At 66.7% G+C, this 25,157-nt stretch carries 25 protein-coding genes and 1 tRNA gene; 13 read left to right on the top strand and 13 right to left on the bottom strand.

All coding sequences use genetic code 11. The features are described from left to right. Nucleotides 1-21 precede the first annotated feature (21 nt). Complete coding sequence (locus tag M7H19_RS15740) at nt 22-1,539, bottom strand: peptidase S10 (RefSeq protein WP_298182132.1); 1,518 nt, start codon at nt 1,537-1,539, stop codon at nt 22-24. Between the two features lie 32 nt (nt 1,540-1,571). On the opposite strand from M7H19_RS15740, the gene M7H19_RS15735 reads away from it, so the two are divergent. From M7H19_RS15735 to M7H19_RS15725, 3 genes are all read left to right on the top strand, one after another. Beyond that, nucleotides 1,572-2,279, top strand: coding sequence for a uracil-DNA glycosylase (locus M7H19_RS15735; protein ID WP_298182129.1), 708 nt, complete (start codon nt 1,572-1,574; stop codon nt 2,277-2,279). 194 nt (nt 2,280-2,473) lie between these two features. Further along, nucleotides 2,474-3,796 (top strand): NAD(P)/FAD-dependent oxidoreductase, encoded by a 1,323-nt coding sequence (locus M7H19_RS15730; protein ID WP_298182127.1) that lies wholly within the window; start codon nt 2,474-2,476, stop codon nt 3,794-3,796. A 28-nt stretch (nt 3,797-3,824) separates the two neighbouring features. Continuing rightward, nucleotides 3,825-3,901 (top strand) — tRNA-Leu (locus M7H19_RS15725). Nucleotides 3,902-4,403: 502 nt separating this feature from the next. On the opposite strand, the gene M7H19_RS15720 is transcribed toward M7H19_RS15725, so the two are convergent. Together M7H19_RS15720 and M7H19_RS15715 are read right to left on the bottom strand one after the other, a co-directional pair. Beyond that, nucleotides 4,404-4,874, bottom strand: coding sequence for a hypothetical protein (locus M7H19_RS15720; RefSeq protein WP_298182126.1), 471 nt, complete (start codon nt 4,872-4,874; stop codon nt 4,404-4,406). Between the two features lie 309 nt (nt 4,875-5,183). After that, complete coding sequence (locus tag M7H19_RS15715) at nt 5,184-6,578, bottom strand: MFS transporter (protein ID WP_298182124.1); 1,395 nt, start codon at nt 6,576-6,578, stop codon at nt 5,184-5,186. An 838-nt stretch (nt 6,579-7,416) separates the two neighbouring features. On the opposite strand from M7H19_RS15715, the gene M7H19_RS15710 reads away from it, so the two are divergent. Both M7H19_RS15710 and M7H19_RS15705 read left to right on the top strand, forming a co-directional pair. Next, nucleotides 7,417-8,205 (top strand): acetoin reductase, encoded by a 789-nt coding sequence (locus tag M7H19_RS15710; protein WP_298182122.1) that lies wholly within the window; start codon nt 7,417-7,419, stop codon nt 8,203-8,205. A 39-nt stretch (nt 8,206-8,244) separates the two neighbouring features. Then, entirely contained in the window at nt 8,245-8,406 is a 162-nt protein-coding gene (locus M7H19_RS15705) for a hypothetical protein (protein WP_298182120.1), read from the top strand. 247 nt (nt 8,407-8,653) lie between these two features. Here the strand turns inward: M7H19_RS15705 and M7H19_RS15700 are convergent, their stop codons facing one another. From M7H19_RS15700 to M7H19_RS15675, 6 genes are read right to left on the bottom strand one after another with little or no spacing between them, the layout of a single operon-like run. Continuing rightward, nucleotides 8,654-9,304 (bottom strand): class II aldolase/adducin family protein, encoded by a 651-nt coding sequence (locus tag M7H19_RS15700; protein WP_298182118.1) that lies wholly within the window; start codon nt 9,302-9,304, stop codon nt 8,654-8,656. Beyond that, a complete protein-coding gene (locus M7H19_RS15695) occupies nt 9,305-10,759 on the bottom strand; it encodes an FGGY-family carbohydrate kinase (protein WP_298182116.1) in 1,455 nt (484 codons plus the stop codon). A gap of 2 nt (nt 10,760-10,761) precedes the next feature. Next, nucleotides 10,762-11,805, bottom strand: a complete 1,044-nt coding sequence (locus tag M7H19_RS15690; protein WP_298182114.1) for a 2-hydroxyacid dehydrogenase — start codon at nt 11,803-11,805, stop codon at nt 10,762-10,764. A 25-nt stretch (nt 11,806-11,830) separates the two neighbouring features. After that, entirely contained in the window at nt 11,831-12,292 is a 462-nt protein-coding gene (locus M7H19_RS15685; RefSeq protein ID WP_298182112.1) for a ribose-5-phosphate isomerase, read from the bottom strand. Beyond that, nucleotides 12,280-14,025, bottom strand: a complete 1,746-nt coding sequence (locus M7H19_RS15680; protein ID WP_298182110.1) for a dihydroxyacetone kinase family protein — start codon at nt 14,023-14,025, stop codon at nt 12,280-12,282. Before M7H19_RS15680 ends, M7H19_RS15685 begins: the two co-directional genes overlap by 13 nt. Then, complete coding sequence (locus M7H19_RS15675; RefSeq protein ID WP_298182108.1) at nt 14,022-14,705, bottom strand: HAD family phosphatase; 684 nt, start codon at nt 14,703-14,705, stop codon at nt 14,022-14,024. The genes M7H19_RS15680 and M7H19_RS15675 overlap by 4 nt, the downstream gene beginning before the upstream one ends. 261 nt (nt 14,706-14,966) lie before the next feature. Here M7H19_RS15675 and M7H19_RS15670 point away from each other — a divergent pair, with 261 nt between their 5' ends. Together M7H19_RS15670 and M7H19_RS15665 are read left to right on the top strand one after the other, a co-directional pair. Continuing rightward, a complete protein-coding gene (locus M7H19_RS15670) occupies nt 14,967-15,755 on the top strand; it encodes a DeoR/GlpR family DNA-binding transcription regulator (protein WP_298182106.1) in 789 nt (262 codons plus the stop codon). A gap of 134 nt (nt 15,756-15,889) precedes the next feature. Then, nucleotides 15,890-17,236, top strand: a complete 1,347-nt coding sequence (locus M7H19_RS15665) for an MFS transporter (RefSeq protein ID WP_298182104.1) — start codon at nt 15,890-15,892, stop codon at nt 17,234-17,236. Nucleotides 17,237-17,498: 262 nt separating this feature from the next. Here the strand turns inward: M7H19_RS15665 and M7H19_RS15660 are convergent, their stop codons facing one another. Together M7H19_RS15660 and M7H19_RS15655 are read right to left on the bottom strand one after the other, a co-directional pair. Next, nucleotides 17,499-18,029, bottom strand: coding sequence for an ATP-binding protein (locus tag M7H19_RS15660; RefSeq protein ID WP_298182102.1), 531 nt, complete (start codon nt 18,027-18,029; stop codon nt 17,499-17,501). A 69-nt stretch (nt 18,030-18,098) separates the two neighbouring features. Next, nucleotides 18,099-18,482, bottom strand: a complete 384-nt coding sequence (locus M7H19_RS15655) for an STAS domain-containing protein (protein WP_298182099.1) — start codon at nt 18,480-18,482, stop codon at nt 18,099-18,101. Nucleotides 18,483-18,627: 145 nt separating this feature from the next. Here M7H19_RS15655 and M7H19_RS15650 point away from each other — a divergent pair, with 145 nt between their 5' ends. Genes M7H19_RS15650 through M7H19_RS15630 form a run of 5 tightly spaced genes read left to right on the top strand, consistent with a single transcriptional unit; the run spans nt 18,628 to nt 22,632 of the window. Then, the gene (locus M7H19_RS15650) at nt 18,628-19,482 is read left to right on the top strand and encodes an STAS domain-containing protein (protein WP_298182097.1); all 855 of its coding nucleotides are present in this window, start codon (nt 18,628-18,630) and stop codon (nt 19,480-19,482) included. Between the two features lie 6 nt (nt 19,483-19,488). Beyond that, nucleotides 19,489-19,848, top strand: a complete 360-nt coding sequence (locus M7H19_RS15645; RefSeq protein ID WP_298182094.1) for an STAS domain-containing protein — start codon at nt 19,489-19,491, stop codon at nt 19,846-19,848. Next, on the top strand, nt 19,845-20,267 hold the full coding sequence (locus M7H19_RS15640) for an ATP-binding protein (RefSeq protein WP_298182092.1): 423 nt from the start codon (nt 19,845-19,847) through the stop codon (nt 20,265-20,267). The genes M7H19_RS15645 and M7H19_RS15640 overlap by 4 nt, the downstream gene beginning before the upstream one ends. Further along, the gene (locus tag M7H19_RS15635; protein WP_298182090.1) at nt 20,264-21,271 is read left to right on the top strand and encodes an ATP-binding protein; all 1,008 of its coding nucleotides are present in this window, start codon (nt 20,264-20,266) and stop codon (nt 21,269-21,271) included. The genes M7H19_RS15640 and M7H19_RS15635 overlap by 4 nt, the downstream gene beginning before the upstream one ends. Further along, nucleotides 21,268-22,632, top strand: coding sequence for a GAF domain-containing SpoIIE family protein phosphatase (locus tag M7H19_RS15630; RefSeq protein ID WP_298182088.1), 1,365 nt, complete (start codon nt 21,268-21,270; stop codon nt 22,630-22,632). Before M7H19_RS15635 ends, M7H19_RS15630 begins: the two co-directional genes overlap by 4 nt. Nucleotides 22,633-22,676: 44 nt before the next feature. Here M7H19_RS15630 and M7H19_RS15625 read toward each other — a convergent pair whose 3' ends face one another. Next, nucleotides 22,677-23,060 carry an ATP-binding protein gene (locus M7H19_RS15625; RefSeq protein WP_298182085.1) on the bottom strand — a complete coding sequence of 128 codons (384 nt, stop codon included), beginning with the start codon at nt 23,058-23,060 and terminating at the stop codon, nt 22,677-22,679. A gap of 135 nt (nt 23,061-23,195) precedes the next feature. Between M7H19_RS15625 and M7H19_RS15620 the strand changes: the two genes are divergently transcribed. Next, nucleotides 23,196-24,191 carry an ABC transporter substrate-binding protein gene (locus M7H19_RS15620; protein WP_298182083.1) on the top strand — a complete coding sequence of 332 codons (996 nt, stop codon included), beginning with the start codon at nt 23,196-23,198 and terminating at the stop codon, nt 24,189-24,191. A gap of 51 nt (nt 24,192-24,242) precedes the next feature. On the opposite strand, the gene M7H19_RS15615 is transcribed toward M7H19_RS15620, so the two are convergent. Continuing rightward, nucleotides 24,243-25,157: cell division protein DivIVA (locus tag M7H19_RS15615; protein WP_298182081.1), on the bottom strand; the 915-nt coding region annotated here is incomplete at its 5' end.

The raw sequence follows: 25,157 nt of genomic DNA, 5'->3' as shown, positions 1-25,157 counted from the left end.
CCAGAGGGCGGACACGGGCGATCAGCGGTTGGAGCTGCGCGCGACGAACTCCGCCAGATCGCGTGACTGCTGCACGCGCGACGGCTCGTGGACGTACATCATGTGGCCGGCCGGGTAGTAGGCCGTTTCGATGTTCGCCCGCAGCTCGTCCGGGATCTGCAGTTGGGCGAGGACGTGCTCGGCTGCGAAGTGCGGTGTGGCGCCGTCGTAGTAGCCGCAGGCGACGTGCACCTTCAGGTGAGGGTTGGCGCGCATCGCGGCGCTGAGGTCCTTCACCACGGACACCGACCGACCCTCGAAGTCCGAATAGGACCATTCGCGGTTGACGTCGAGCGACAGGATCTCGTACGGCAGGTCGTTGGCGTAACCGAGTTCACTGCGCACGTAGTGGTTGAACGCCGCCGAGTAGGCGCCGATGATGCGGGAGATCGAGGCGTCGTCGCTCATGTGCTCACGCCCGCCGTCCGGCTCCCATGTGGTGAACCGGCCGTCCATACGGCCCGTGGTCAGGCCCTTGTCGCGCAGGAGCTCGGTGAAGAACCGAACGTGCTCGATACGCAGATTCACAAGGTCCACATAGGACTCGGAGAGTCCGGTGAGGCGCGCCAGTTTCGCCACGACGTCGGCGCGTTCCTCCGCCGACAACCGGGCGCCGCGCTGCAGCGCCCACGGCAGGTCGCGCGAGGCGAACTCCTCGGCCTCGGCCACGACTTCCTCAAGTGGACGGTCGCCGTGCTTTCCGTGGTAGTGCGCGATGGCCGCGTACGTCGGCACGTACAGCGAGTACGGCAGGTCGTTGCCCTCGGTGAAGAACACCGTGCCCAGGTCGAGCACCGACGAGATCAACAGCAGTCCGTTGAGGTACAGACCATGACGGTCCTGCAGGTGCGCGGCGAGAGCGGAGGCACGCACCGTGCCGTACGACTCGCCCGCCAGGAACTTCGGCGACAACCACCGCTCGTGACGAGACGTCCAGAGCCGAATCAGCTCGCCGACGGTCTCCACGTCGGGCGTGAACCCGTGGTAATCCTTGGGTTTTTCGCCTTCCACGGCGCGTGAGTAGCCGGTGGACACCGGGTCGATGAAGACGAGGTCGCTGTGGGCCAGTAATGTCTCCGCGTTGTCCACCAGGCGGTACGGCGGCGGTTCGGGGTTGTCGACGTCACCCGACACCGCCCGGCGCGGCCCCAGCAGCCCCATGTGCAGCCAGATGCTGGACGCTCCCGGACCGCCGTTGAACGCGAACGTCACCGGCCGCGAGCTCGGGTCGGCGTCGTCGAGGGTGTACGAGGTGAGGAACACCTCTGCCTTGGGTTTGTGCCCGTCGAAGGCGCCGTCCTTGAGTACTTCCTTGCGCAGCACGATGCGGCCTGTGCGCGCCGTGTAGACGAGTTCGCGATCGCCGAGTGACAGCGTGTGCCGGGTGGTCACGACGTCGTCTCGCGGTTCGGTGGGTGCCTGGGCGTCCTTGCTCTCGGCGAGGTCGGCGCCCTCGGCGGAGTCGGTCTGCTCGGTGGCCTCCGTGTTCTTCTCTGGCATACGACCAACCTATGTCACGGCACACTGGTTGAGTGAGTACGTCGTGGGAATCGTTGGCCCAGTTGGACGCCGCCGTCAGCGAATGCCGCGCCTGCCCTCGTCTGGTGGAGTGGCGGGAGCGGGTGGCGCGAACGAAACGGGCCGCATACGCGGATCAGACCTACTGGGGTCGGCCGGTGCCCGGTTTCGGCCCGGACGACGCGTCGCTCGTGATCGTGGGGCTCGCACCCGCCGCGCACGGCGGGAACAGGACGGGCCGCATGTTCACCGGCGACCGCTCGGGTGATGTGTTGTTCCAGGCGCTTTACGACGTGGGGTTGGCCTCACAACCCACATCGACCCACCGTGACGACGGGCTCACGCTGCGGGGCACGCGCATCACGGCACCCGTGCACTGCGCGCCGCCCGCCAACAAGCCGACGCCCGCCGAGCGGGACACGTGCAGGCACTGGCTCGCCGACGAGCTCGCGTTGCTGCGGCCCACGCTGAAAGCGGTCGTCGTGCTCGGCGCGTTCGGCTGGCAGGCGTTGCTGCCCGTATTGGCCGAGGCGGGGTGGAGCGTGCCGAGGCCGAGGCCCCGTTTCGGGCACGGCGTGCGAGTCACGCTCGACGGGCCCACGCCGCTGCACGTGCTCGGCTCGTACCACGTGTCGCAGCAGAACACCTTCACCGGCCGGTTGACGCCTGCCATGTTGCGCGCCGTGCTGTCCGAGGCCGCGTCGCTGGCCGGCCTCGCCTGAGCTCCTTCGCGCCCGCGTCCCCGCCCGGACCGCGGACGAGCGGTTGACCAAGGGCTGAACGGCTGGTGGAGGGCCATCCGAAGGGGTGATACAGGAGCCGCCTCAACTGAATCGTTTTGGGTGGCGTGGCGACGCTGGTCACAGACAAGGAGGGGTAGCTAACATCAACTGTTTGGCAGTGCCACCATAGAGTTATGGCAGTCAAGTCGGAACCGACGCGGATCCTGATCCTCGGTGGCGGATACGTCGGCTTGTACACGGCCCTCGGGCTACAGAAGAGGCTGCGAGCCAACGAGGCCTCCGTGACCGTTGTCGACCCGCAGCCGCACATGACCTACCAGCCGTTCCTTCCGGAGGCGGCTGCCGGCTCCATCGAGCCACGTCATGTGGTCGTTCCATTGCGGAGGGTGCTCCGACGCTGCCATGTTCTCACCGCGCGGGTGACCGCGATCGAGCACGAGAACAAGACCGTCACCGTGGAGGCGCCGGACGGTCACATCGAGCAGCTCAACTACGACGTGCTCGTGGTGGCGCTCGGCTCCGTCGCCCGGCTGCTGCCGATCCCGGGGCTCGCCGAGCAGGGAATCGCCATCAAGACCATCGGCGAGGCCATCTACCTGCGTAACCACGTGCTCTCCAAGCTCGACGAGGCGTCCAGCACGCTCGACCCCGAGCTGCGCCGGAGGATGCTCACGTTCACCGTCGTGGGCGGCGGGTTCGCCGGTATTGAGGCGCTCGCCGAGCTGGAGGACATGACTCGCGACGCCTGCCGCTACTACGACAACATCAAGCCGGAGGACATCCGGTGGGTGCTCGTGGAGGCGGCGGGGCGCATTCTGCCCGAGGTGCGCGAGACGCTGGGTGTCTGGACCGCCGAGCAGCTGGAGAAGCGCGGCATCGAGGTGTACCTGTCGACGGCGGCGAAGTCGTTCGAGGACGGCCACGTCGTGCTGTCCGACGGCACCGAGTTCGACAGCGACACCATCATCTGGACCGCCGGTGTGAAGGCCAACCCGGTGGTCGCCGAGTCCGACCTTCCCACGGACAAGCGCGGCCGCCTGCAGGCCACGGCCACTCTGCAGGTGCTGGGCCACCCCGACGTGTGGACCGCCGGTGACGTGGCCGCCGTGCCGGACCTGTCGCGCACCGAGAACGACCCCACGGCGACGTGCCCGCCCAACGCCCAGCACGCGGTGCGGCAGGCGCGGCACATGGCCAAGAACATCATCCGCTCGTTGCGCGGTGGCACGCCGGCCGACTACTACCACAAGAACCTCGGTGCGGTGGCCGGTCTCGGTATGCACAAGGGTGTGGCCGACGCCATGAACCTGAAGATCAAGGGCTACCCGGCGTGGCTGTTCCACCGTGCCTACCACGTCAAGGCGATGCCCACCTTCAACCGCAAGGTGCGCATCCTGCTGGACTGGGCACTCAGTGGCCTGTTCCGCCGCGAGATCGTCTCGTTGGGGCAGATCAACAACCCGAAGGAAGAATTCGAGAGGGCGTCGAAGTCGTAGCGGAAGGCGGGGGCTTAAGCTTTCTTATGCCCCCGTAGCCCAATTGGCAGAGGCGGTCGACTTAAAATCGATTCAGTGCGGGTTCGAGTCCCGTCGGGGGCACCAAACGCTCTGGTCGAAGGTTCGTGAGTGTGGGGCTTCAAGATCGAAAGCCCCACATGCGCCTCATGAACCGCCGACTCTGATGTCCTCCAAGTCGGCTGCCGCCCCGGCGACGAAGTACCCCGAACCAAGGGGCCCTGCGTGGTGAAAGGCCGGGAGTGGCCAGGTGATCGGCGACCAGCCGAGTCGGCGACTTGGTCAAGTCTCCGGTCGTCAATGCCGATTCGTCGCCTTGCGCGTCAGGGGACGGCAGGGCGGGTCGTTCGGACGGGCCGGGGAACAGGCACCATCGGCCCGCCTGGGAGTGGACACCCTTCCCCGCGAATCTCATTGGTGACGCACGGTTCGAGATCCACGGACATGGGAAGGGCCGTTCCCGTCCCAGCGACGGGAGCCGATGGCCGTCGAACTCCGAGCGGATCACGTGGCGTCGACGTGCGGGATCGTGTTCCGCCACGCGGGAGCCCCGGATCACGGTGGAGCCACCTGACCTCGGCCGGTCGCCTCAGTCCCGCCGGACGAGTGCGTTGACCGCGGGACGGAAGTCGAAGTGGTACGGAAGGGCCTCGAGTTCCTCCGGGGTCACGTCGACGTTGTGACGTGCCGCGAGTTCAGCCAGCCACTCGTACGGGAGTGGTTTCTCGGACCCCTCACCCTCGTTCGGAAGAAGGGCCGTCGAGAAGAGCTCATGCAGCTCGCTTGCTGTGAAGTCGGGGGAGGCGCCACCGCGCACACCGACGGTGACACCCCGTTCGTTGCACAACACCACACGTTTCCCGGACTCGAGCTCCACGTACTCATTCAGCGCGAAACTGAGTTGGCCGTTCGACTCGTCCCACGGGGTCCTGCCATCGCAGACGACCCCCAAGGCGACGACGGTCCCGTCGCTCGGGGACGCCTCGGGGCCAAGGGGCAGCCGGCCTGAGTCCTCGACGGGAAAAGGGAGGGCGGACCAGCTCTGGTTCACGGTGTCCATGCGAGCTCCGCTGATTCAACCGGACATGTGGTGGGATTTCCATGGGAGCGTGGCAAGCCGATGCGGACCGCGAAGTGACCGCTCTCGGCGGTCCACGGTTCACATTGGTCCTTAATAGACTTGGTTGGCGGTGTCCTCGGTGGTCCTTCGCGAACTTCCTTAGAAATGTGTGAAGTCGCGCTGAGTGGACGAATTCGCGAGGTTCCCCATAGCCGAAACCGCTCCCGAGTGGACATACGGGGAGCAAGTGTGTCCACTCGGGAGTCAATTCGGTACACCGAACCTCGCGGTGTGGGGTTCCCCGGGGCATCACCCGGTGACCGGGGCCGGTGTCGCCCTGGGCTTCCGCACGGGCTGACGCGAATTCACGACACCGCGCAGCGACAGACCGTTCGTCTCCGGCAAAAGCAGCACCGGGACGGCGGCGATCGCCGCCGCGCCCATCAAGTAGAACGCGGGCCACATCGTGTTGCCGGTGACGTTGACCAGCGAGCCGACGATGTACGGCGCGGTGCCCGCGAAGGCCGCGGTCGAGACGTTGTACCCGATCGAGAAGGCGCCGTAACGCACCCGCGTCGGGAACATGGCCGGCAGCGTGGACGCCACCACGGCCAGGAACAACACCAGACAACCGCCGAGCATCGCCAGCCCGCCCGCCAACATCAGCGCGTTGACGCCGGTCTCGGTCTTGCTGCCCTCCATCAGCGAGAACGCCGGGATCGGCAGGGCCAGGAAACCGGCGCAACAGGCGACGAGGAGCGGCTTACGGCCGATCCGGTCGGACAGCGCCCCGATCGGCACGATCACGATCATCATGGCCAGGATGACGCCCATGATGATCAGCAGTGGGACGTTGCCTTCGAGCCCGAGCTGGTCCTTCAGGTACGTCTCGATGTAGCCGAGCAGGATCCAGTCACCGACGTTCAGCAGGATCACCAGGCCGATCAGGTGCAGGATCGACTTCCAGTTGGTGGTGATCAGCTCCTTGAGTGGCGACTTCGCCACCTTGTGCTCGACGGCGAGGTCCTTGAACAAAGGAGTGTCCTCGACCTTCGTCCGCAGCCAGAGACCGACCAGGCCGAGCGGACCCGCGATCAGGAACGGGATCCGCCAGCCCCATTGCTGCATGGCCGCGTCACCGAGAATGATCGTGCACAACGTCACCGTGCTGGCACCGAGGAAGAAGCCCGCGAGAGTACCGAACTCCAGCCAGCTACCGAAGAAGCCGCGACGTTTGGACGGCGCGTATTCGGCGATGAAGGTGGCCGCGCCTCCGTACTCGCCACCAGCGGAGAAGCCCTGTAGGCCTCGTAGCAGGATGACCAGGATCGCTGCCCATACGCCGATCTGGTTCCAGGTGGGCAGCAGCCCGATGGCGAACGTCGAACCCGACATGATCAGGACCGTCAGAGCCAGAACTCGCTGCCTGCCGAGCTTGTCGCCGAGCGGGCCGAGCACGAAGCTGCCGAACGGCCGGATCACGAAGGTCACCGCCAACAGGGCGAAGGTGGCCAGCGCGCCCTCCGACGTGCTTCCAGCGTTGAAGAACGCCTGGCCGAGGATCGCCGGCATGAAGCCGAAGACGCCGAAGTCGTACCACTCGATGCAGTTCCCCATCGCCGAACCGGCGACGGCTTTGCGCACGGCCTTCGGCTCGGGCGCGGTGTCAGCGTGCGGCGTTTGGGTGGTGTTCTGTGCCGCCATGAATCCTCCCCGACCTGACAAGTTGTGTCCGGACAGTCTCCGCAAAGGTCCAGTCATCCGCTACCGTCTGGCGCGATATGTCCGGAATAAGGGGATGCCGATGGAGGTGAAAACGCCTTACTACCTCGAACGGAGCAATGAGCGTGACATCGGCCTCATTGCTTGGGAATTGAACGCTGATCGTGGCTGTGGGGCCGGATCGGCAATGAGAATCTTCTCGGTGTCCAAGAGTGCGCATCGTGGAGCACACCACCAGGGAACCGGGTCGGCGCGGAAAGCGCAGCGGAACGTCACCCGTCCTGGTGGGGAAGGGGAATCCGATCGCGATGCGCTCGGCCCCCACCGGACTGTCACGAAATGACGTTCCTTGACGGACGGTCCGCGAGTACGCACGTACCGGGTTGGGAGTCGAGGGAAAACCAGAGAACCCGGTGCTATCAGGGGAAAATCGAAAAATCACCGGCTTCAGGGGGTCGACAATAGGTATGTGTCTGTGGTATCCACGTGCCGAAGTGTCCGTAGGAATGATTGATCCTTTATGGATGAACGCTACTCGTGTAGTACGAAAGGCTCGTGCACGGCGAATGCTCGGGGTGAATGGGACCTGACTCGGTGCGTTCGTTCACCGAGGGTGAATATCCGAAGTGGTCGTTCGCTTCGGCACGATCATCCATTCACGAATCGGCTGGTCAGGCAGTAAAAACCACATTAGATTCCGTGGTCGCGGAGCGTGAACGGCGTCGATTAGCGGGTGTTCCGCTCAGGTGTGGAACGTCCGGTCACCGGGTAGGAGAAGTAAGGGACACGACCGCGACGACCCGCTTCGGAGGCCTCTCCCATGACGAGCACGGACCAGCGCACAGCCATCGTGACAGGGGCGGCTCGCGGAATCGGCAAAGAGATCGCCGAGCGGTTGGCGCGGGACGGACTCGCCGTCGCCGTGGCCGACCTGGACTCCATGCGCGAGGAGTTGGACGGTGTCGTGCAGGGCATCGAGCGATCCGGCGGTCGGTCCATCGCCCTCACCGCGGACGTCAGCGACCCGGAACAGGTCAACGCCCTGGTGAGGGACACCGTACAGCGGTTCAGCAAGCTCGACGTTTTCGCCGCCAACGCGGGTATCGCGGCGGTCAACCCGTTGTTGGACACGACGCTCGACGAGTTGGACAGGCTCGTGCGGGTGAACCTGTACGGGGTGTTCAACTCCTACCAGGCCGCGGCACGCCAGATGATCGAACAGGGCACCGGCGGCAAGATCATCGGGGCCGCGTCCATCGCCGCGCACAAGGGCTTCGAGATGCTCGGCGGCTACTCCGTCACCAAGTGGGGAGTTCGAGGATTGACGCAGGTGGCGGCGCAGGAGTGGGCCAAGCACGGCATCACCGTGAACGCCTACTGCCCCGGCATCGTCGGTACGGCCATGTGGGACCTCATCGACGAGAAGATGACCGAACAGTCGGGCGAGGAGCGAGGCACGGCTCTGCGGCGGTTCTCCGAGATGATCGCGCTGGGCAGGGTTGAGGAGCCGAACGACGTGGCGTCGTTCGTGTCGTACCTGGCCTCCCGCGATTCCGACTACATGACCGGACAGTCGGTGCTGATCGACGGAGGCATCCTCTACAGCTGAAGGCAACGGATACGGCGACGGATACGGAAAAAACGTCGCATGGGCGACACGGGTGGCATCGAGCGCCTCGTCGCACTGTCCGACGGCGTGTTCGCCATCGCCCTCACTTTACTGCCGTTTCCCACCGCCGTGCTGGACGAGCACGGCGACACCACGGCCGCGGTGGTGCTGTATGCGGCCACGATCATCCTCACCGGGTGAGTTCCACCGCGGTGTGGTGGTACGCGGCCGTGGGGCGGGCGCGGTTTCGGGCCCACGCCCGCCCGTTGACCCACGAGGACACCGATCCCGAGTAAGTCCGACGCAGCCTCGCGGGCGGGGTCTCGGTCATCGTCGGATTCGTCCCGTCGCTGCCGTTGGTGTTCGTCGACCCGACGTTGGCCGAGTTGTCGTGGCCGCTGGTGTTCCCCTTCGGTTATCTCGTCGACCGGATGTCCCGGCGAGGCCGCTATTTCTGGCCGTAGCCGCGCAACCGTTCGACCACGTGCTCGATCTCGGTGCGGGGAAGCAGGCGTGGAGAGCCCACCGAACGAGCCGCCAGCCACACCTGGCACACCCATTCCAGTTGCTGGGCACGGGAGTACGCCGCTGCCAGGTCGGCTCCGTAGGTGACGGTGCCGTGGTTGCCGAGCAGGCAACCGCGGCGGCCGTCCAACGCGGTGAGCATGACGTCGGCCAGTTCCTGGGTGCCGTACGTGGCGTACGGCGCCACCCGCACGCTCGGGCCGATGGCTGCGACCATGTAATGCACCGGCGGGACCTCTTCGACCACTGTGGACACAGCGACGGCGTGGGTGGAGTGGGTGTGCACCACGGCGTTGATGTCGGCGCCGTCCGGGTCCTTGGCGTCACGGTAGATCGCCAGGTGCATCGGCATCTCGCTGGTTGGTTTCAGGTCGCCCTCCACCGGAGTGCCATCGAGCCGCAGCACGGGGATGTTCTCGGGGCGCAGCGACTCGTAGTCCACGCCGGTCGGTGTGACGGCCACGAGGTCCCCGTCCCGCGCCGAGATGTTCCCGGAGGTACCGACGACGAGTCCGTCGGTGACCATTCTGCGGGCGTAGGCGCACACGGCTTCGCGATGTTCGGCGAGCAGCATCTATCGGCTCCACTGTCGACGTGCCGAGGAGAGCGAGTCGAGGTAGGCGGCGTAGCCGTGCTCGTACACCTCGGCGACCTGCGGTCGGATCTGCACGGTACGGGAGTTGGCGGCCCAGACGTCCACGTCGAACGGCTCCGACAGAGCCTCCGCGGCCGTGAGGACGGCTCCCCGGGCGCCGATGCCGGGTTCGGCGGGGATGACGATGGGTCTGCCGAGCACGTCGGCGAAGATCTGGGTCCACTCCGCCGACCGCACACCGCCGCCGTTGGCGTACAACGTGCCGGTGAGGCCGGCGGCCTCGAAGCAGTGGCGGGCCGCGTACGCGATCGATTCGCACAGTGCCCGCACCAGGTCGGCGCGTGTGTTCTCCAGGCAAAGGCCGGTGAACTGTGCGCGGGCGGCGGCGTCGACGAACGGTGCCCGTTCTCCCGAGCTTGACAGAAACGGCAGCGCACGCACCCCGTTCGCGCCGGGCGCACTGGCCGCCAACAACTCGTCGAGGCTTTCGACCTCGATGCCGAGCATGCGGCAGGCCCAGTCGATCCCCGCCGTGCCCACCATCGCGGGCATGCCCCGCAGATACCTGTCCTCCTGCGGCGTGCACAGCAACATACCTGCCGGTTCGCCTTCCGGGTCGAACCGGGGACTGTCGGTGAGCACCTGACACGCCAGCGTGGTGCCCGCGGTGAGGATGCCGTCACCGGGCTCGCGGACCCCGGCGCCGATCGCGCACGCGGGCAGGTCGAACGGACCACCGGTCACGGGCAGCCCCTCCGGAAGCCCCAGCAGCTCCGCACTGGCGCGATTCAGCCGGAACACATCATGTGACTTGGCCGGTTCGGCGAGCAGCGACCGCCGATGGGTCAGCCCGCACGCGGCGATGGCCTCCTCGTCATAGGAGCGGGTCCGCGGGTCCAGAAACGGCAGCGACGCGTTCGAGACGTCCACGGTGATCTCGTCGGTCAGCCGCTGCAACACCGCGTCCACGCAGTACCCCGCGACCACCGCACGGTCGAGCGACCACGGTTCGTGCTCGTCGAGGTAGGCCAAGATCGGCCCGGCGCAGCCCGGGAACATGCCCGAACCCGTGCGGCGGAACACCTCGCGGGTGACTCCCGTCCGCTGCCATTCGGTCAGCAGTGCGTTCGCCCTGCCGTCCAGCCACGAGATCGCGGGTCGGACACAGAACCCGTCGGCGTCGCGCAACCACACCCCGTCGCCCTGGCCCGTCAGAGCCAGAGCGTCCACAGGGCCGTCGAGCTGTGCGGTCACTTCCCGCACCACGGACGCCACTGTCCCGAGAACCTGCTCGAAGTCCTGCTCCACCGCTCCGCCGGGCAGATACCGCACCTGAGAGGGTGCGGACGCCTGCGCGACGGACATCCCGGCCTGGTCGAAGACCACGGCCTTCGTCAGTGAAGTGCCGATGTCGACGCCGATGATCCGCAGCATGGTTACCTCGTCAACACATCCGGGTTCGCCACGTGGGCGAGCGGCTCACCACGAACGTAGCGACCGACGTCGGCGGCGACGATCTTCGCTGCGCGGTCGGCCGTCTGCTTGCTGGCACCCCCCAGGTGCGGGGTGGCGATGACGTTCGGCGCGTCACGCAGCGCCCAGTCGGCGGGCGGCGGCTCCACGTCGTAGACGTCGAGTGCGACGGCACCGAGACGACCGGAGCGCAGCATGTCCGGCAGCGGCGCGTAGTCGAGGAGACCGCCGCGGGCCGAGTTGACCAGCACCGCCCCGTGCGGCAGCAGAGCGAGCTTCTCGGCGCTGATGAGGTTGCGGGTCTCCTCGGTGAGCCGGGCGTGCAGACTGACGGCCATGCTGCGCCGCAACAGGTCGTCGAGCTCCACGAGTTCGGCACCGACCTCCTCGACGACGGCACGGTCGGCATACGGGTCGGAGACCAGGACCTTCGCCCCGAAGGCGACCAGAACCTTCGCCACGCGGGCACCGATGGCCCCGTAACCGACGAGGCCCACGGTGGTGCCTTCGAGCTCCGTTCCCGCCTTGGCGTAGGTGTAGTAGTCGCCCCGCCACGTGCCCGCCAGCAGTTCGGCCGACGACGTGGAGATGCGGCGCATGGCCGCCAGCAGCAGGCCCACGGCGAACTCGGCGGCGGCAGCGGCATTACGTCCCGGCGTGAACGTGACGGCCACGCCGGCCTCGGTGGCGGCGGCGAGGTCGACGTTCACGGGCCCACCCCGGCACACCGACACGAGCTTCAACTGCGGGGCCTGCGCGAAGACCCTCCTCGTGAACGGCGCCATCTGGGTGACGGCGATCTCCGCGCCGTCGAGCGCCTCGAGCACCTGGTCCTCGGTGCCGCTGGCCTCGTTGACCTCCGCGACCGGGCCGAACGGCTCGACGGGCCATGGCAGTGACAGTTCCCGGAAGTCCGCTTCGATCCCCGTGCCGGCCAGCTCGGCCCGTATCGCCGCCATCAACAGGTCGTTGCCGACGAACTCGTCACCGGCGCTGAGAATTCGCACCTCTCGTCCTCCCTTGAACGTGCCTTCAGCAGGCGGCCTGGGTCTCGTAATCGGTGATACGCGCGACCTTGGCCGCGCTGGCCGACGTGGGATCGAAGGTGTAGCCGATCCATTCGCCGGTGATCTTCTTCGCCAACTCGGGGCCGATGACCCGCGCACCGAACGTGATGATCTGGCAGTTGTTGGACTTGATCGAACGCTCCGCCGAGTAGGAGTCGTGCGCGACCGTGGCCCGGATCCCGGCCACCTTGTTGGCCGAGATCGCCATGCCGATACCCGTTCCGCAGATGAGGATGCCCCGGTCGGCCTCACCGTTCGCGATCTTCTCGGCGGCGGTGAGCCCGAAGTGCGGGTAGGCCGTGTCGTCGTCCGCGCTCTCGGCGCCCAGGTCGATCACCTCGGTCACCCGTTCGTCGGCACGCAGTTGGTCGCGCACGGCGTTCTTCAGTTCGACACCGGCGTTGTCCGCCGCCACTACGACGCGCATCGGTTCTCCTTCTCCAACTCGTCCCCGATCGCCGACACCAGCAGTGCGAACGACGTGGCACCGGGGTCGGCGTAACCCTTGCTGCGCTGGGCGAGCCGAGCCGCCCTGCCCTTGGTTGGCGCGAGGTCGGCCGTGTCGGCCGCGGCCTGGGTCGCGCGCTTCGCCGCCGTCTTCCACGCCTGCGCCAGGTCCGTGCTGGTATTCGCTTCCTCACGGAGCGCGGCGCAGAACGGTTCGAGTGCGTCGAGCATCGTCTTGTCGCCGGGCCGTGCCCCGCCGAGTTCGACGAAGGCCGTTGTCGCGCGGTCGACGGCGTCGGCCACGGTCGCGGTGGTGATCTCGCCCGTCTCGGCGACGGCGCCGAGTCCCGCGCCGGTTTCGGCCAACAGCACGCCGTACAGCGCGCCTGAGGCGCCGCCGGCCGCGTCGGCGAACGCGGTGCCGGCCGCGAGCAGCGCGCCCGAGACGTTCTCGCCGTCGGACTCGGCCTGACGTGCGGCGGCGACGGCCGCGCGGATGCCGCGGGTCATGCCCAACCCGTGGTCACCGTCGGCGGCCACGGCGTCGAGCCTGCCCAGCTCGTCCTCGTTCCGTTCGATCCGCACCATGCCCGCGGTGAGCAGGCGGTCGACGACGCCCACCGTCTGGGCATCGTCCGGACGCGTCAGCGACTCGTCCACTGTGGATACCGGGGCGACCTGTTCCAGCATCGCTCCGGAGCTGCGGTAAGCCGGGGTGTCACACGGTGCGGCGTACAGCGGTGCGAGATCGTCGTCCAGCGCGAGCACCGTCAACGACACGCCCGCCATGTCCAGCGACGTGACGAACTCGCCCACTTCGGTGTGCAGCGGGTTGAGTCCTTCGGCGGCCAACCGCTCGTGCACCCGCTTGTAGAGCACGAACATGTCCTCGTACTTGGTGTTTCCGAGGCCGTTGAGCAGCACCGCGACCCGGCCGTCCCCACCCGTGGGCAACTCGGGCAGCAGGCCGTTCACGAGCTCGTCGGCGACACCGACGGCGTCGAGCCTCTGCACCGTTCGCACCCCCGGCTCGCCGTGGATCCCCAGGCCGAGTTCCATCTCGTGCGGGTTCACGGTGAATAGTGGCTCGCTCGCGCCGGGCAACGTGCAGCCGTCGAACGCGACACCGAACGTCCGCGTGTTGGCGTTGGCGCGTTCCGCGAGCGTGGCCACGGTGTCGAGGTCGTCGCCCCGTTCGGCCGCCGCGCCCGCGACCTTGAACACCATGAAGTCACCGGCGACGCCCCGACGGCGTTCGGGCGTGTCCGCGGGCCCGCTGGCCACGTCGTCGGTCACCAACACCGTGCGCGACTCGATCCCCTCGGCCGCCAACCTCCGCGCGGCGAGTCCGAAGTGGAGCACATCGCCCTGGTAGTTGCCGTAGGAGAACAACACTCCGGCACCACCCTCGGCGGCACGCGCGGTGCGATACACCTGTTCTGCGCTGGGACTGGTGAACACGTCGCCCACGACGGCACCCGTGGCCAGGCCGCGACCGACGAGACCGGCGAACGCCGGGTAGTGCCCGCAGCCCCCGCCGATGAGCACGGCGACCTTGCCCCGTTCGGGCGCGTGTCGTGCGATGACTCCGTAGGCGTCGGACACTTTGCGCACCGTGCGGCCGTAGGCGCCGACGAAGCCGTCCAGCCAGTCACGTTTGAACGTCTCGGCCCGACCCAGGGTGCGTGGCGGTCGTGGTGCGGTCGTACTCATGCGGTCCTCCCGGCAACGTTGTCGGCGAGGTGGTCGAGCAGCGCGCGCCGTGCGGCGTCGTTGCTGTCGACCACGACTGCGGCGAGTTCGAGTGCGTCGGGTTTCGGGGGATAGAAACGATTCGGTAGCGCGATGACCGTGAGGCCGGCCGCCGCGGCCGCGCGGATCCCGTTGCTGGAGTCCTCGACCCCCAGGCACTCGTCGCCCTTGCGGCCGAGTCGGGAAGCCGCCTCCAAGTACACGTCGGGACTTGGCTTGCCGCGAGGTACCTCCGCGCTGGATACCGTGGCGGTGAACTCGTCGGTCAGGCCGTAGGTGGCCAGGACGGCGTCGATCACCTTGCGCGGCGCCGAAGACGCCAACGCGATGGGGGCCTTCGCGCTGACGTCGGTGACCATCTTGTCGGCCCCCGGCAGCAGCGGTGCCCTGCCGTCCGCGATGGCCGCGATCATGCCGTCCACCACGGCGCGTTCGACCTGCTCTGCGGTTTCCGGGGTGCCACTGCGCTTCGCGAGGTAGGCGGCCCACTCGGGGGCGCTCATGCCCTGGACCGTCGAGGTGTCCTCGGAGGTCCATTCGACGCCGTACCTCGCCGCGTAGGCGATCCAGTTCTCTTCCCACAGGTGTTCGCTGTCCACCAGGACACCGTCCATATCGAACACAACCGCGGCGAGTGTCATCGAATCAGAGCCCCTTTCACGAAACCAATGTTAAGTTAACACCGCAGGGCGGGAAATGTAACTACCCGAGGCGGTGCTCAGCGTAAAGTCGGCGCTTAGGTTGGCGACACTGTGCTCGATACGGCCGTGAACTTCTCCAAGGCGGCTGTGAACCCGTGCCGGGCATCCGGCTCGTCCGGGTTGTGCGACCTGCGGGCCCATCGCCGTCGGACCACGTCAACTCCGTGGCCGTCCTGTCTTTCGGGGTGACAGACTTCCACCATGAGCAGTGATACATCCGGCACCACTCGTAGTCGCCAGGTTCGCCAGCAACGCATCACGGACTTCGTCATCGACCGCGGCACGGCGACGGTGGCTGATCTGGTGGAGCTGACCGGCGTCAGTCACATGACCGTCCATCGCGACATAGACGAGCTCGCTCGACGCGGGGTCCTGCGCAAATTCCGTGGTGGCGTATCCGCGTTGCCCTCCACCGTGTTCGAGAGCAACGCCGAATACCGGCTCGGGGCGCACGTCGAGGCCAAGGCCGCCATCGCACGGCAGGCGGCGACGCTCGTCGAGCCCGGCATGTCGATCCTGCTGGACGACTCGACGACCGCGTTGTCACTGGCCAAGCTGTTGTCCGAATTCGTGCCGCTGACGGTGGCGACCAACTACCTGCGTGCCGTCGAAGTGCTCAAAGACGTCGACGACTTGCGGCTCATCTGCATCGGCGGGGACTACTCCCGTACCCACGACTCGTTTCTGGGCATGCCCTGTCTGGAGGCGGTGGACAGCATCACAGTCGACATGGCTTTCCTCTCCACCTCGGCCATGAACACGGACATGACGTTCCACCAGGAGCCCGAGATCGTGCTGGTGAAGCGGGCGATGCTGGCTTCGGCGGAGACGAAGGTGTTGCTCATGGACTCCAGCAAGATGCCGCGGTCGGCGCTGCACAGGCTGGCGCCCATCACCGACTACGACCGGTTGATCGTGGATTCCGGGGTGGAGGAGGGCCTGGTCAAGGAGTTGCGGGAGCGCATTCCCGTGGACGTCGCTCCGCTGTGAGTGGGAGGTGGGGCGGACCTGCCGGAGCGAGCCGCGGGGGCTGAAACGGTTCAGTGCCGCCTGAACTTTATTAACATCTTGCGTGTTAACTTAACGCACATCATGATGCTTTCGTCTGGAGTACGGAGGCATTCATGGTTTCAACGACGACACCACGGTCAGGCAGGTCCGGTGGCTCTCTGATTCGACTGTTGGACCGTTGGGGCATTCCCGCGCCCCTGTTCCTCGGTTACGTCGGCCTGCTGTTGTTCATGATCGGCGACGGCATCGAGTCCGGCTTCATCGCACCGTTCATCGCCGACAACGGCGCGGGAACCGAGGTCCGTGCGTCCTACGTCATCACCGTGTACGGCGTCGCGGTGATGCTGGCGTCCTGGCTGTCAGGCGCGTTGTCCGAACTGTGGGGGCCGCGCCGGGTCATGTTCATCGGCCTCGCCGTCTGGCTCGTCTTCGACGTGCTCTTCCTCGCCGTCGCCGTGGCTGGGGAGAACTACGCGCTGATGCTGGTGTTCTACGGCCTTCGCGGGTTCGGCTACCCCATGTTCGCCTTCGGTTTCCTCGTGTGGATCACGGCCGTGGCACCCGTGGCGAGGCTGGGCGCGGCCGTCGGCTGGTTCTACTTCGCGTTCACCGGTGGGCTGCCCACCCTGGGTTCGCTGGTCGCCAGCTTCACCAACCCGATCCTCGGCCAGTACGGAACCCTGTGGTTGTCCGTGGGCGTTCTCGCCCTCGGTGGCTTGGTGTGCCTGCTCGGCGTGCGAGAGCGCACCGGCTACCAACGGCTCGCTCCTCCCGAGGTCAAGCCCGTGCAGAGCCTGATGTCGAGCCTGTCCATCGCGTGGAAGAAACCGCGGGTCGGGGTCGGCATGATCGTGCGGGTCATCAACACTGCGCCCGAGTTCGGCATGTTGGTGTTCTTCCCGACGATCTTCAGCCATCAGATCGGCTTCGGGGAGAGCCGCTGGTTGCTGTTGGTATCCGTCATCTACGGGACCAACATCTTCTTCAACCTCATCTTCGGGGTGCTCAGCGACAAGATCGGCTGGCAGACGACGATCTTCTGGTTCGGTGCCATCGGCTGTGCCGTGTCGATCCTGCTGCTGTACTTCGTGCCGGTGTACCTCGGCGCGGACTACTACTGGGTCGCGCTGCTCGTGGGCGCGCTCTACGGCGCGACGTTGGCGGGCTTCGTGCCGATCTCGGCGTTGCTGCCGTCCCTCGCGCCCGAGAACAAGGGTGGCGCGATGGCGCTGTTGAACTTCGGTGCCGGTGCGGCGACGTTCGTGGGGCCCGCGATCGTGAGCCTGTTCCTGGGGCCCGCGGGCGCGGCCGGAGTGGTCATCATCTTCGCGGCGCTGTACGTCGTCGCCGCCGTGCTCACGCGGTTCCTGACGTTACCCGAGACCGCGAAGGAAGCGGCCGAGAAGAGCGTGAGCCTCCAGGAGGTGACGGAGACTCAAGCGACACAGCCGGCCAAGTGACCGTCACCGACTAGGGAAGTCCCCGCCCTCGGGCCGTGTCCGCAGGCTGTGGCGCCGTGTCCGCAGGTCGCGTAGCCGTGTCCGCAGGTTGCGTAGTGATGTCGTCCTCCCAGGACGTTGTCGCGTGATGTCAGCGCATGACGTCACGCGAGATGTCGACGGGATGTCGGCGGATTGTCGTCGCGGGATGCGAACATCACTACGAGAAGTGCGGACACGGCGACGGGCGCTGCGGACACGGCCCGAAGCTGTGCCCGTGGGCTCAGGTGCGCCCGTGGTCGCGGATGGCTTCGGCCGATTCGGTACCGGTGTTCTCCACGGCGGTCCCGGTCTTCGCGCTCTCCGCTGTTACCTCAGACAGCGCGGTCTCCGCTGTTTCCCCGCCTTTTTCCTCGGCTTCCCCAGTCCCCCGAGTCTGCCCGGTCCTCGCTCTTCCCCCAGCCTTCGCGGTCTCGGCGGATTCCGTCGAGGTGGAGATCTCCGCCCACACGACCTTGCCGGTCGGTGTGCTGTTGACGCCCCAGTCGCTGGCGAACGCGTCGATGAGCAACATCCCGCGTCCGTGCACCCGGTACGGCGACGGTGTCAGGACCACGGGAAGTTCCGGGCTGCCGTCGTAGACCTCCGCGCGGAGCCGGTTGCCGATCCTCAGCACACGTAGCCGTTTCGGGCTGCGTGAGTGCAGTACGGCGTTGGCCACCAATTCCGAGATCATGAGTAGGAAGTTGTATCGGGTGGTGGGGTCGATCTCACCGAGTGCGTCCTCGGCCACACGACGGGATCGTGCCGGCATGCTCCTGTCCACACTGAGCTGCGTATCCACCAGGGGAGTCGCGCACGGGACGTCGGCCCGCTCCGCCATCTACACTTCCCGTTCGATCTGTTCGACCTCGAACAGCGGTAGTAAACCCGCGATCTGAAGCACCCGGTAGGCGTACTGGTCGACGTTGACGAGTTTCACCGTTCCCCCGCGTTCCGTTGCACTCGCGTGAGCTCGGACGAGCGCACCGATGCAGGCGGAGTCGAAGAACGACAGCCGTGCGAAGTCCACCACCAAGCGGTCGACCCCCTCGGACAACAGTCGTGCGAGGGCGTCATCGAGTTGTGGGACGACGTTGTGATCGAGCTCCCCGCACAGCGTGACGAATCCCTCGTCGTTCACTAGTTTCGCATGTACTGTCGAGTGTCCTGAGTTTTCGGACTGATTCGAGAATTCCGCGGTGGGCGAAGTGTCGCCTTCCGTCATCGTTCTACCGTTCCTGCCGTCACCTACACCCCTACCGAGCAGTACTTCGTCTGGAGGTTTGTCCTGCTGCGCCTTAAGTTTGCCAGGGAGCACCGAATTCATCAGTGTGAAAAGTTCTCACCCGTGTTTGCTTGGGAGTCAACACATGACCGATGACACCACCTCCCCCGATCGGGCCCGCCTCGTCGAGTTCTTGGAGACCCACCAGGACGAGATCGAGCGTGCGTGGGCGGAGACTCCCGTTTTCGCTTCGCGCAACCAGGATGCCGCGAGGGAAGAGGCTGCCGCGCTGCTCGCCGGGTTGCAGGAGGTCGTCCGGGACAGCGCCGAGGAGGACTCGTTGGCGGAGGGGTTCTCGACGGCCCGGACCGTGCTCGGCACGTTGGCGGCGCGGTCGGCGGGCGGCCCGTCGGGTAGCAATCTGCCCGACGTGAGTGCTCTGAAGGAGCCGTTGCTGCGGCTGTGGGCGGAGCAGGACGTCTCCCGTGAGGTCGCGCACTACGGGGCCATGGTCCTGTCCACGGCGCTCAGTACGCTACGTAACGTGTTGTTGGAGATGGAGCTCTCCGCGGGCGCCGACACGATCCTCGCCCAGCAGGAGCAACTGGCCGAGCTGTCCACGCCGGTGGTCAAGATGTGGGATGGCATCCTCGCCATTCCGCTCATCGGCACGCTCGACAGCATGCGCAGTCAAGCCGCCACGGAAAGCCTGCTGGAGGAGATTGCGAAACAACAGGCCAAGGTGGCGATCCTCGACATCACGGGGGTCACCGCCGTCGACACGCTGGTGGCGCAGCACCTGCTCAAGACGGCGATGGCGGCACGGTTGATGGGGGCCGAGTGCATCATCAGCGGTATTCGGCCGCAGATCGCGCAGACGATGGTGCAGTTGGGCATCGACCTCGGCGAGGTCGCGACCAGGTCCTCGCTCGCCGATGCTTTCGCGTACTCTTTGCGCAGGATCGGATACTCGGTGGTCCGGACTGACGAGTCGAGGTGACACGTCATGACCACGACCTCGATCGTCGGTCTCGGCGACGTTTTACTCGTCACTCTGCAGGGCCAGCTGAGTGACCGCCAGGCGCTGACACTGCAGGAGGACTTGACCACCCGGGTGACCGACACGGGCGCACGCGGTGTCCTCATCGATGTCTCCGGGCTGGAGCTCGTCGATTCGTTCCTCGCCAGGACGCTGCACGACATCGCGGAGGCGTGTGCGTTGTTGGCTGCACGGACCGTGGTCGTCGGTATGCGTCCGGAAGTGGCCATCACCCTCGTCGAACTCGGTTTGACCCTGACCGGACTCGAAACCGCATTGAGCGTGGCAGCGGGCCTGTCTCTGCTGGGCAGCTCGGGGCCGCGATGACGAGTGTTTCGATCGTGCACGAGGTACCCATCCGGGAAGAGGTAGACATCGTGCATGTCCGGCAAGCTGCGCGGGAGGTGGCCGTCTCCGTGGGGTTCTCCCTGGTCGAGCAGACCAAGCTGGTAACGGCGGCGAGTGAGCTCGCCCGCAATACGTTGCAGCACGGCGGTGGCGGCGTGGCCACGGTGGAACTGGAACGTGCGGCGAAGCACACGGCGCTGCGGCTGGTGTTCCGGGACGAGGGACCCGGTATCGCCGATGTGGAAAAGGCCCTGGCCGACGGGTACAGCAGTGCCGGAGGGCTCGGCCTCGGGCTCAGTGGTGCGCGACGTCTGGCGGATACTTTCGAGCTGGATACGAAGCTGGGGGAGGGGACGACGGTGACCGTCACGTTCCGGACGAGGTCGGCATCGGGATGAACGGCACGGCGCTTGCGGTGACGGGGCCGGCCCATGTGATGCAGGCGCGCCAGATGGCCGGCCAGGCGGCACGGCAAGTGGGTTTTCCCCCTTCGGTTGTGGAGCGGGTCATGCTCGCGACGTCCGAGCTGGCCACGAACCTGATGAAGTACGCCACGGGTGGGCAGCTCGTCGTGGTACCGCGCACGGGCGGTCTCGATGTCCTGGCCACCGATCGCGGGCCGGGTATCGCGCGGGTGCAGGACAGTCTGCGGGACGGGTACTCCACCACGGGAACGTTGGGTCTCGGGCTCGGCGGTGTCCAGCGGATGGCCGGCGAGTTCGACATATATTCACGCTACGGCGAGGGTACGACGGTGTTGGCGCGCTGGGTGCACGACGAGTCCGTCGAGCCGTCGAGTGCCGAGGTGAACGTCGGTGCCGCTCTGGCCGCGGCGCCGGGCGAGACTCTGTGCGGTGACAACTGGGTCGTCGCCCGCGCTGAGGGCGTGAGCACCGTGGTGTTGAGCGACGGTCTCGGCCACGGCCCCGATGCGGCGGACGCCAGCGCGGCGGTGATGGAGAACGTGCTGGCCGATCCGGCCGCGTCCCCCGCTGACCTGCTCGCGTCGATGGATGCCGGCATGGTCACCAGACGTGGGGCGACTGTGGCTGTGGCGCAGTTCCACGTCCAGCGTTCGACGATGTTGTTCTGTGGCGTGGGCAACTCCACCGTCCGGTTGATCGCCGGTGACGGCAGTTACGAGGCGTTGGTGTCCACGCCCGGCATCGTGGGGAGAAGGCAGCGAAGCGGTAAGAGAGTGTCCTCGGTGGCACGTCCGTGGGATGGCCGCGGGTGGTTGGTCATGCACACGGACGGTATCTCGGAGCGGTGGAGCGCGGCGGAGAATCTCGACGTGCTCGACCACGATCCGGCCACGGCCGCGGGATGGCTGCTCGGAGCATACGGCAGGAGACGGGACGACGCATGCGTCGTCGTGGTCTCCGGGGGGAGAACCACATGACCGAGGAGTTGCGCGCCGCGTTGCGCAGGGCGTTACGCGGGCGAGAGCTACCCGAGGACGTGTGGCGTCGAGTGGCGAACGGACTAGAGCAGGACACTTCGGACGGTTCTGCGGAAAGTCCTCTGGGCGCGGCGTTGCGTGCACTGGTCGATCTGGTGGGCGAGCGGGATCGGGAACTGCGCTGGTATCAGTCCGAGTTGGATCAGACTAATGCGGGACTTCTGGCTCTCCACGCCGAAATCGACCGGCAGCGGCAGCGAACGTCCTTTCTCGACGAAGTGTCGCGGGCGTCGGTGACCTCGTTGGACCCCATGCAGCTGTTGGAGGAGGTCGTCGCGCTGGTTCAGGCGCACGGTTTCGCGGACACCATGCGCGTGTGGACATTGACCGACTACGGCCTGAGCTGCGTGGACGAGCCCGATATCCAGCCGGATCGAGCGACCCGGAGTGCCGTGCGGACGCGGGAGACGGTGCGGGACGGTGCGAGCCGCCTGAGCGTGCCGTTGACGGCTGGGCCGTATGTGCTCGGGGTGTTCGATCTGCACCGGGAATCCGCGGAGTTCACCGACGACGACGTGGCGTTGGCGAAGGGCATCGCCGACCGTGCCGCCGTGGGCCTGCGTAACGCCAACGAGTACGAGCGGGAACACGAGTTGGCCGAGCGTCTGCAGCGGGCGATGCTGCCGACACTGGCCCCTCTGCAGGATCTCGTCCTCGTCGCCCGCTATCGATCGGCCACCAGCGGAGTCCACGTCGGCGGTGACTGGTACGACTCGGTGACCCGGCGCGACGGCACGGTGGTACTGACGGTGGGCGATGTCACCGGACACGGTGTCGACGCCGCGGTCGTGATGGGGAAATTGCAGAACGCCCTGCGCGCCTACGCCCTGGAAGGCCACAGCCCCGCGACCTCGCTCCGCCTAGTGCACGACCTGCTGCGTGGACTGGACACGCCGTTGTTCGCCACGGCCGTGGTGGCCGAGGTGGACCCGGCGACGGGACTGTTGCGCTGGGCGAGTGCAGGCCATCCCCCGCCCCTGTTGCAGGAATCACAGGGCGTGGTGAAGTACCTGGAGGAAGAACACGCGCCGATGCTTGGCATCTACCTTCCGCCGGACCTGGAGTTCCCCGAGCACGAACGCGAACTGTCGCCGGGGTCGTTGGTCACGTTGTTCACCGACGGGTTGATCGAGCGGCGGACCAGTGACCTGGACGCGGGTATGGCGCGGCTGGTGGAGGCTTTCCTGTCGTGTGAGGCCGAAGCCCTCGACGAGAGGGCCGAGTACATCCTGAAGGAGATGTTGGACGACAGCGACCACGACGACGACGTGTGCCTGCTCATGTGCCATTGGCCGGGCTGAGCCCGACACATCGTCCGGTGGGTCCCTGCCGTCGACCGGACGCGTCAGCGGTCGCTCACGGTCAGTTCGATGACGGCGAGGTCCTCGCCGGCGGCGCCGTGGGCGTGGAAGCTGCGCACTGACTTCACGAGCGCGGTGAGCACATGCCAGTTGAACCCGCTTTGCGGCAACGTGGTGCCTTCCCGGCAAGCGATCTGTGTGCGTGCGGTGATGGTGTTCTCGCCAAGCGTGAAGCGCGTCCGTAATGTGGTCGGTTTCGCCGCACGGGCTAGCAACAGTCCACAGGCTTCGTCCACGGCGAGTCTCAAATCGGCGATGGTGTCGATCTGAAGGTCCATCCGGATGGCGAGATCGGCCGCGACGTTGCGCACGACCGGTACGAGCTCCGGCTCGGCGTCGACTGCCATCTCCACGGTCCGGTCAGCCACGATGAGGTCCCCTTCCTGCTGTTGTGCACCGTATGACGAGGGCGACGACGGTGCATCGACAAATCGAGCACAGGGGAAATCGATCCGGCGATATCACACTTCCGGGCTAACTTAGGCGCGGCTAACCTAACCGGTATGGCCAGACCACTGTCTCGCCGCGCCTTCCTCGGCGGCAGCCTCGCGCTCGGCGCGACCAGCCTGCTCGCCGCGTGCGGCGGCGAATCGAACGATCCGGGAAGCGGCTCGGGAGCTTGGTCGTTCACCGACGATACCGGCAACACCGTCAACCTCGACCGACGACCCACACGCGTCGCGGGGCTCAACGACGCCGTCGCCTCGCTGTGGAACTACGGTATCGAGCCGGTGGCCACGTTCGGCTACACCGCCCTCGCCGACGATGTCAACTTCGAGGGCAAGGACACCTCGAAGGTCACCGAGGTCGGCACCACCTACGGTCAGATCGACATCGAAGCCCTCATGGCACAGGAACCGGACGTGATCGTCACGCACGCCTACCCTGTGGACAGCGCGGGCACACTCGACCCGAAGAAGCCGCTGTACGGCTTCAACGACCTCGAACAGCAGGAGTTGGTCGGTCGGATCGCCCCCATCGTGGCCATCGCCATGGCCGGGTCCGCCACCGAGGTCGTCGACCGCACCGTCGAGTTCGCCAAGTCCCTCGGCGTCACCGACCAGGACCTCGCGAAGCCGAAGCAGGACTACGAGGCCGCTCGCGAACGGCTGCGCGCCGCCGTGTCGTCCGAACTCACGGTGATGGCGGTGGCCGCCTACCCCGGTGAAGGCGTGCACATCGCGAAGGCAGAGGACGATCCCGCCCTGCGCAGCTACACCGAGCTGGGAATGTCCTACCCGGACCCTGGTGGTTCCGAGTACTACTGGCATTCGGTGAGCTGGGAGAACATCACCGATCACCGCACCGACGTGGTGCTCTACTCGCTGCGCGCGATGGACGGCGACGCCATGCTCGAACAGCCCACCTTCGCGCAGCTTCCCGCCGCGAAGGCGAAGCAGCTGTACCCGTGGGAGTTCAGCTCCATGGACTACGTCGCCCAGGCCAAGACCATCGACAGGCTCGCGGCGAACCTGGAGAAGGCGCGAAAAGTGACGTGAGTCCGGCGTGACCGGGGCAGGACGCGTGCTCGTGCGCCCTGCCCCGACGCGTCACGACCGGCTGGGCGCCTCGGTGAGCGTGGCTTCCTCGTCCGGTGTGGGCTGCAATGCCGATTCGCCGTGGCGCAACACCTTGTCGGCCTCGGCGAGCCGGGCGCGGGCCTGTTCGCGGATCTTCGTGAGGCGCTCGACGATGTTGTTGGCCTCCGTGGTGCGACGGTCGGCTTCGGCGGTGGCTTCGTCCACGAGTTTCTTCGCCTTGGCCGTGGCTTCGTCCACCAAACGCTTGGCCTCCGCCGACGCCTCGGCGACCCGCCGCTCGGCCGCGTTCTTGCTGGCGGTCTTCTGATCGGCGATGTGTTTTTCCAGCGCGCTCTTCTCCGCCGACATCCGCGCCTGGAAGTCGCTTTCGATCCTGCGGCGCTTGCGCTCGGCCTCGGCGTCGAGTTGTTCACGCCGCCGAGCCGCCTCCGTGGTCATCCGCTGCACCTCGGCCTTGGTGGCGGCCAGGGCCTCCTCGTGCTCCCGCTTCAGCTCCTCGGCGTGGCTGTCGAGCGTCGCCAACAGCTTCATGTAACGCTCGTGCAGCTTCTTCGACACCTCGCGGCTGTCGGCCCAGTTCTTCTCCGCGGCGGTTTCGGCGCGGGCGAGGATCTCCGCCGCCTGGGTCTCGGCGATCTCGACGGTGCGTTGCATGCGCTCGTCGAGGTCCTCGATCCGCTCCGGCGGCTTCTTCAGCTCCTCCACGCGATCCCGCAGCGCGGCGATCTCCTTGTGCGCACCTTCCAGCTCGTGCGCGACCTGGTTGGCTCTCGCCAGCGCCGTGTCCCGCTCGGTCATGAGCCGGTGTATCTGCACCTCGAGGTGATCGAGGTACTGCACCACCTGGTTGCGGTCGAAACCATGCCATCCCTGGCCGAACTCCCGTCGCAGCGGAAGCAGACCGTGATCGTGGTCGGAAGCCAT

It is taken from the genome of Saccharomonospora sp., from assembly GCF_027317685.1.
Lineage (GTDB): Bacteria > Actinomycetota > Actinomycetes > Mycobacteriales > Pseudonocardiaceae > Saccharomonospora.
Note: the sequence above shows the minus strand (reverse complement) of the source record. Positions and strands in the feature narration are given on the sequence as shown.